Raw genomic sequence first — 7260 nt, 5'->3', positions numbered from 1 at the left:
ACAAAGTTTCAACTTATATACATTATTAAAAAAATCGTACAAACCAGAAAAAACAGCATTAGAAAGTAACGTTTTCTTATTTATTATCTGATAATACCATAGTTACGATATACCTATTCTTTTTCAATTTGTCGATCCTACCCCTCTCTTATCCTAGTTATATATGCGATTAGCCATTGTAAACAAAAGAAAGGTTTTAAAATAAATATTGACCGCTGATATTTGGATGATAAGATAATAAAAAAACATATTATTCCTATTTAAATAGTATGAATTAAAAAGGATAAATTAATTTAGTTGTATTGAATTGTAAAAAATCTTCATTGAGTGGAGAGGAGAATTAAATTTGATGAAGTTTTTGCAAATTGCCAGCGGAAAAGAATTTTTGGCGACTTCCATGCACTATCCTGATTCGCTTTTTCCAGTGGAAGAAATTCCTATTGTGATCATTTGTCACGGATTTATTAGTACACGTATAGGAATCGATAGGTTGTTTGTGCAAACTGCACATTATCTGGCTTCGCGAGGAATGTTAGTAGTGCGATTTGATTATGCCGGATGCGGAGAAAGCAGCGGGGAGTATGGAGATAATAGATTGGAAGATTTAATCGACCAGACGAGAAGTGTAATTGATTATGTCAAGAACATAGAATCGTTCAAGAATAATCCAATCATTCTTCTCGGTCATAGTTTAGGTGGCGCAGTCGCATTGCTTACAGCAACGATAGATACGAGGGTTGATTCTTTGATACTTTGGGCTCCGTCTGCTAATCCCTATGATGATATCACCCGAATTGTAAGAACACAAACAAAGATATCTAATTTGGATGGAAGCATCGATTATTGTGGATATCGATTAGGTTCTCATTTTTTTGAATCTTTATCACATTACCATCCATTGCAAGAGGCAAAGAAGTTTCCTGGAAATGTGTTAGTGGTACATGGAACAAATGATGAAGTAATTCCTGTTGAATATTGCGATTCATATGATCAAGCTTTTAAATTCCGTAAGAAAGGGAATTGCGAGAAGGAAGTGATTGCAGGAGCTAATCATACATTCTCATCACTCTTACATCGACAAATACTTTTGCAGATAACAAGCGACTGGCTAGAAAAAGAATTATCCCTAATTGAAACTAATTAGTCATCCAAGAGCTCTTGAGTGCGTCTACATTCAGGAGCTTTTTGTTTTCAGATTCAAAAAAGAGGGGGAGAGAAACATGAATATTGATTATATTGAAGCGTTTATGTATGTCGTTCATTTTAACAGCATTCATAAAGCAGCCGACGCGTTGTTTTTATCGCAGCCAACGGTTACGGCGCGGATCAAAGCATTGGAGCGCGAATTGGATACAGAACTGTTTGAACGGCAAGGCAGGAGTATTGTACTTACAGAAAAAGGGAAAATGTTTGTTCCGTATGCCGAGCAGATTCTCCGCACCTTCCATCAGGGGAAAAAACAACTGAAAAAAAGAGCGGACGAGGAAGAGGTTGTCATTGGAGCCAATCTCATTGCATCCCAATATTTTATTCCGTTCGCACTGCCGCTCTGGAAAAAAGCACATCCGGATCTTCGTTTTAAGTTTATTTCAGCGTCTAATGAGGTGCTAATGGATAAGCTGCTTCAAAAGCAGATTGATGTGGCGTTCATGAAAGAAGTGTCGCATCATTCGCTGCAGCATAAACCGCTCCTTGACAATTCGATACGGCTTGTTGTAAAGCCAGGACATCCATTTCAGTTTCAGTCAAAGTTGTCCGCGCGGCAGCTCGCACTTGAACCGATAGTGTTTTTTGAGTGCGGTGCATTTGACTGGAATCGCGTTCACAAAATCTTTGAAGTAGAGAACGTGGAGCCGCGAATTGAATTTCAGGTGGATCATCTCGAAGTGGCAAAATCGCTCATTCAAAGTGGATGTGGGATCGGATTTTTGCCTTATTTATGCATAAAAAATGAACTGGCAACTGGCCAGCTTGCGGAAGTCAATGTCGCTCATTTGATGATGCTGAAACAGTATATTCATGGAATATATTATGGCTCTGAGCCCCCTTTTATATGGAATACCATTCTTTCATCTGTTGAAAAGTTTGCAAAAAATGCAATTACGCCGGTATCACAAACGAATTGATAGATTTTTTTGATGAATCGTATAAATCTTTCTATCACCGGAAGTATTGCCTTTTTCCTTTTTCCGGTGGTAGGATAAATGTCAAAATAAAACCAATTATTCGCACCTACAAACTTGGAATAAAAACGAGGGGAGAAATATGTATGAGTTATCAGCTTGGATTGTTGGATCAAAGCCCGATTCCTGAAGGGGCTTCGGCGTTTGATGCCCTGCAGCAAACAGTCCGCCTCGCTCAAAAAGCCGAAGAATGGGGATATTCGCGTTTCTGGGTATCAGAGCATCATAACACCGAACAACTGGCAGGCTCCTCACCAGAAGTATTGATTTCGTATTTGCTCGCCCGGACCAATTCGATTCGGATTGGATCAGGGGGAGTCATGCTTCAACATTACAGCCCTTTTAAAGTTGCGGAAAATTTCCATGTTTTGTCTTCTCTTGCACCTGGAAGAGTCGATCTTGGTGTTGGGAAAGCGCCGGGAGGGCTCCCATTGTCAACGAAGGCATTACAGTTCGGAACGATGAATGACGGAAAAGACTTTAAAGAGCGGTTCGTTTTTTTAAAAAATTGATTGAAGATTCCGTCGACGAACACCATCCGCTCGCCGGCATTCGTGCTACACCAATCCCTCCAGAAAAAACTGAAATGTTTTTGCTTGGAGCCAGTCCCCAAAGTGCGCAACTAGCCGCTGACCTTGGTGTTGCTTTTGTATTCGGTCTATTTCTTAATGGCGATATGAAGGTGCTTGAAGAAGCGGCACGCGTTTATCGAAAGGGCTATCCGGATGGGCGTTTTCTCGTATCCGTTGCCGTTGTCGCCGCCCCTTCACAACAAGAAGCGGAACAACTGGCGGGAGAGCAAAAAATATTCAAAGTGCATCTCCAAAGCGGTCGCACGGTAACGGTTTCATCATTAGAACAAGCGCATGCCTTCGGAAAGCAAGCTGACGAAGCTTACGAAGTGGAAGAACAAGCGAGCAATATTATTGCAGGCACACCTTTATATGTCAAAAACGTTTTAACAAATTTTCACAAAAAATATCAAGTAGATGAATTTATTTTGCACACCCCGCTTCAAAAAGCGGAAGAACGGCTTCGGTCGTTTCAATTGCTAAGTCCGATTCACTCGAATGAGGATCACAAAAGTGCAGAAAGGGATGAAGAATATGTCTCATAAAAAACAGATTAAATTGGGAATCATGTTGCACGGCCCGGGCAGTCACATGAATGCATGGAAAGACCCGAGTGTTCCAAAAGATGCAAGTGTGAACTTTCTATATTATAAGTCCATTATCCAGCAAGCAGAGGCAGCAGGATTTTCTTTCGCCTTTGTGGCCGATGGATTATATATTAATGAAAAATCGATTCCTCATTTTTTGAATCGCTTTGAACCGATAACCATTCTGTCTGCCCTTGCAGCAGTGACATCGAGAATAGGGCTTGTCGGCACGGTATCGACGACTTACAGTGAACCATTTACCGTTGCCCGCCAATTTGCATCGCTGGATAAAATAAGCGGCGGCCGTGCTGGATGGAATGTAGTCACTTCTCCGTTAGAAGGCTCTGCAAGAAACTACAACAAAGGAGAACATCCGCCGCATGCGCTTCGCTATGAAATTGCCGAAGAATTTTTGCAAGTCGTTAAAGGCCTTTGGGATTCATGGGAAGATGATGCTTTCGTACGCAACCGTGAGACCGGGCAATTTTTTGATAGAAATAAGCTTCATGTTTTAAATCATAAAGGCCGTTTCTTTTCTGTTGAAGGACCGTTGAATATTGAACGTTCGAATCAAGGGCAACCTGTCATTTTTCAGGCGGGTTCTTCCGAAGCCGGCAAGAATCTGGCTGCAAAAGAGGCAGATGCCGTTTTCACCAATGTAGAGACACTTGAACAGGCGCAGGCTTTTTATGAAGATGTGAAACGGCGGGCAGAAGCGAATGGGCGGAGCAGAGACGAGATTCTCATTTTCCCGGGGATTCATCCAATTGCCGGGGCCACCATTGAAGAAGCGGAAGAAAAATACAAAGCGATTCAAAACCTTGTGTCGATCGAAGAGGCGCTTCATTATTTGGGCCGGTTCTTTGATCACTTCGATTTCAGTGTATTCCCGCTTGATGAGCCGTTTCCGGATGTGGGTGATGTCGGGAAAAACAGCTTCCAATCGACAACTGATCGGATTAAGAAAATCGCTCGTGAACAGAACTTGACACTGCGGGAAGTGGCTTTGCAGGTAACCACTCCAAAAGGAGCATTTTTCGGAACATATGAACAGGTGGCCGATCAATTGATTGCCTGGGTGGAGGACAATGGAGCCGATGGATTCATTTTTGCCCCGCCTGTTCTCGGTAGCGGTTTAACCGATTTTGTTCAGCACGTCATCCCGATTCTGGAAGAGCGGGGCTACTACAGCCGGGAGTATCAGAGTGATACATTGCGGGGAAATTTGGGGCTGCCGTACAAGGAAAATCAATATACGAAAAAATCAAAAGAAGCGATTCATTAATAAGGAGCAAAAGTAATTCCATCGATGCCGTTGCAGATGTTATGGAGACGAAAGCCGGGAAAAATCAACGGAATGAATAGTTGGCGCTGTGGAAAAAGGAGCGGTCTGAAAGGCAGCAGTAGGGTTGCCACCTTAAAAAGGAAGGGAGGGGCATGCTTGGTCATGAAGAAACAGAAAGTAACAGAGAACATTAAAATTACAAGAGATGTGCCCGTTTCGATGAGAGACGGGACCATCTTGTATGCAGATATATACCGGCCAGACGACCAGGAAAAATACCCCATTTTGCTATTAAGAACTCCTTACAACAAGAGCGATGCTCAGACAATGAATTACGCTCATCCAATCTGGTATGCCAAAAATGGGTATGTGGTCATTGTTCAAGATACTCGTGGAAGGTGGAAATCTGAAGGTACATTTGATCCTTATAAGGCAGAAGGACAGGACGGCTATGATACGGTTGAATGGACGGCACATTTGCCTGATGTAGAACCTAAAGTAGGGATGTACGGGTTTTCTTATGCTGCTGCAGTGCAATTATTAACCGCTGCTGAGAGGCCGCCACATTTAAAGTGTATTGTTCCGGCTATGATTGGTTCAGATGGCTATAACGGACATGTTTATAAACATGGCGCATTTGCTCTTGCTTTGAATTTGTCTTGGACATTGTTTGTTAGCCAGGACGAGGCATTTCGCAGAGGAAAATGGGATTGGTTGAGAGAGATTTCTTTCAATACTGCAGCGATCCAATCATTGTATCATTATCTGCCTTTAAAGGATGTTCCGGCTGTCAAAGAGGAATTAACGCCATTTTATCAAAAGTGGCTCGAACATCATGTAAGAGATGAATATTGGGACCGCTACTCGATGCAGGATCACTATGAGAAAATCAACGTTCCTGTTCTTCATATTGGCGGATGGTATGACATCTTCATTGATGGAACGATTGAAAACTTTCAAGGCATCAAAAAATATGCGGATGCTAAGGCAGCCAGTGAACAATATTTATTTATTGCCCCTTGGTACCACATGCCATGGTCGAGATATGTTGGTGAACTAGATTTTGGAGAACATGCCCGCAACCGAATCGATGAAATTCAACTGAGCTGGTTTAATCGATGGTTAAAAGATGAAGAAAACGAATGGTGCCAGAAAAAGCCAGTGAAGTACTTTTTGATGGGCAGCAATGAGTGGAGAGAGGCGTCCCAATGGCCGCCTCCTAATACGATAAACACCAATTACTATCTGCACAGTTCATATAAAGCAAATTCGATCAATGGAGATGGAAAACTGTCCATTCATCTCCCCGAAAAAGAAGCATCTGATATTTTTGTTTATCACCCATCCATTCCAGTACCAGCACTTGGCGGAAGATCAGGAGCAGATCCGGTTTTAACGCCGATGGGGCCAAAAAATCAACTTCCGATTGAAGCACGGAACGATGTTTTAGTTTACACATCAGACATATTAGAAGAAGATGTTTCCGTTGTTGGCGACATTAAAGTGATTCTGTATGCATCGACGACTGCGGAAGATACGGACTTTGTCGTGAAGCTCATCGATGTTCATCCAAATGGAAATGCGTATAACGTTGCTGAAGGAATCATTAGGGCAAGCTTTCGGAATTCCTTGGAAAGACAAGAACCTGTGCCAGCTTCACAAGTCATTAAATATGAAATCAACGCAGGCGCTATTGCCAATGTTTTCAAAAAAGGACACTCTATTCGCCTGGATATCACTAGTTCATTGTTTCCGACATTTGACCGCAATCCAAATAGATTGGTCAAGCCAGGAAGCGCGACGGAAGCGGATTTTATTGCTGCAACTCAAACGATCTATCATGGCGGACGATATCCATCACATGTCATCCTGCCAATTGTTAAAGAACAACGATGATTTCAAGAATGTCCATGTTAACAAGAAGGAGGAAGACATGAAAAAAAAAGTTCGTTTGGTTTGATTTAGGTTATACCCTTTTTTACCAGCAGCGAGAATCCATCTACCAGCAATTTCTTAAAGAAAATGGCATTTATATCTCGTTAGAAAAAATCGAAAAGGCTTATCACCTGACAGATAAATATTTTATGAGAGAGTATCCGAGTGTGTTAGGAAAAGAGATTCAAACTTTCTACCCTTGGTATTTAGGTGTTTTGAATTTTAAGCTCGGCCTCCATTTTGATTTGCGCAGGCAAAGTGAACGAATGCAGGAGATGCAAAAGTATATGGAGCAATGGCATCCTTTCCCCTTTGTGAATTCGGTATTATCTCAGTTAAAAAGGCACTCCATCAGGCTTGGAGTGATCAGCAACTGGGATCGCAGTGCCAGAGAACTTCTGGAGAGACATGGTTTAACTGCCTATTTTGATCATATTATTATTTCTGCAGAAGTTGGCGTGGAAAAGCCGGATGCCGCGATTTTTGAAAAAGCCTTAAAAGATGCTGGAGTGTCTGGAGAAGAGTGCATCTACGTTGGAGACAACTATTATGATGATGTGATTGGCAGTTCGAAAGTTGGAATGAAAGCTTTATTGATTAATCGCTTTAATCGGGAAGGGATAGAGGAAATCCGGTATCCTCACACGATTCGTTCTATCGAAGAAGTGCCAGATTTATTGAATAAAATGGGGCTTTTT

The 7260-nt window shown here is 42.0% G+C and carries 5 protein-coding genes and 1 pseudogene; all 6 read left to right on the top strand.

The features are described from left to right. The first annotated feature begins 349 nt into the window (after positions 1-349). On the top strand, positions 350-1144 hold the full coding sequence (locus I656_RS04720; protein ID WP_033006133.1) for a S9 family peptidase: 795 nt from the start codon (positions 350-352) through the stop codon (positions 1142-1144). A 76-nt stretch (positions 1145-1220) separates the two neighbouring features. Then, positions 1221-2126 carry a LysR family transcriptional regulator gene (locus I656_RS04725; RefSeq protein WP_033006131.1) on the top strand — a complete coding sequence of 302 codons (906 nt, stop codon included), beginning with the start codon at positions 1221-1223 and terminating at the stop codon, positions 2124-2126. A 143-nt stretch (positions 2127-2269) separates the two neighbouring features. After that, positions 2270-3300, top strand: a pseudogene (locus I656_RS0116145) (LLM class flavin-dependent oxidoreductase). Beyond that, the gene (locus tag I656_RS04730) at positions 3290-4627 is read left to right on the top strand and encodes an LLM class flavin-dependent oxidoreductase (protein ID WP_033006128.1); all 1338 of its coding nucleotides are present in this window, start codon (positions 3290-3292) and stop codon (positions 4625-4627) included. The pseudogene I656_RS0116145 and the gene I656_RS04730 overlap by 11 nt, the downstream one beginning before the upstream one ends. 162 nt (positions 4628-4789) lie before the next feature. Further along, positions 4790-6523 carry a CocE/NonD family hydrolase gene (locus tag I656_RS04735; protein ID WP_033006135.1) on the top strand — a complete coding sequence of 578 codons (1734 nt, stop codon included), beginning with the start codon at positions 4790-4792 and terminating at the stop codon, positions 6521-6523. 101 nt (positions 6524-6624) lie between these two features. Next, a partial coding sequence (locus I656_RS0116140; RefSeq protein WP_255348555.1) for an HAD family hydrolase occupies positions 6625-7260 on the top strand: 636 nt, incomplete at its 3' end.

The organism is Geobacillus sp. WSUCF1, assembly GCF_000422025.1.
Taxonomy (GTDB): Bacteria; Bacillota; Bacilli; order Bacillales; family Anoxybacillaceae; genus Geobacillus; species Geobacillus zalihae.
Note: the sequence above shows the minus strand (reverse complement) of the source record. Positions and strands in the feature narration are given on the sequence as shown.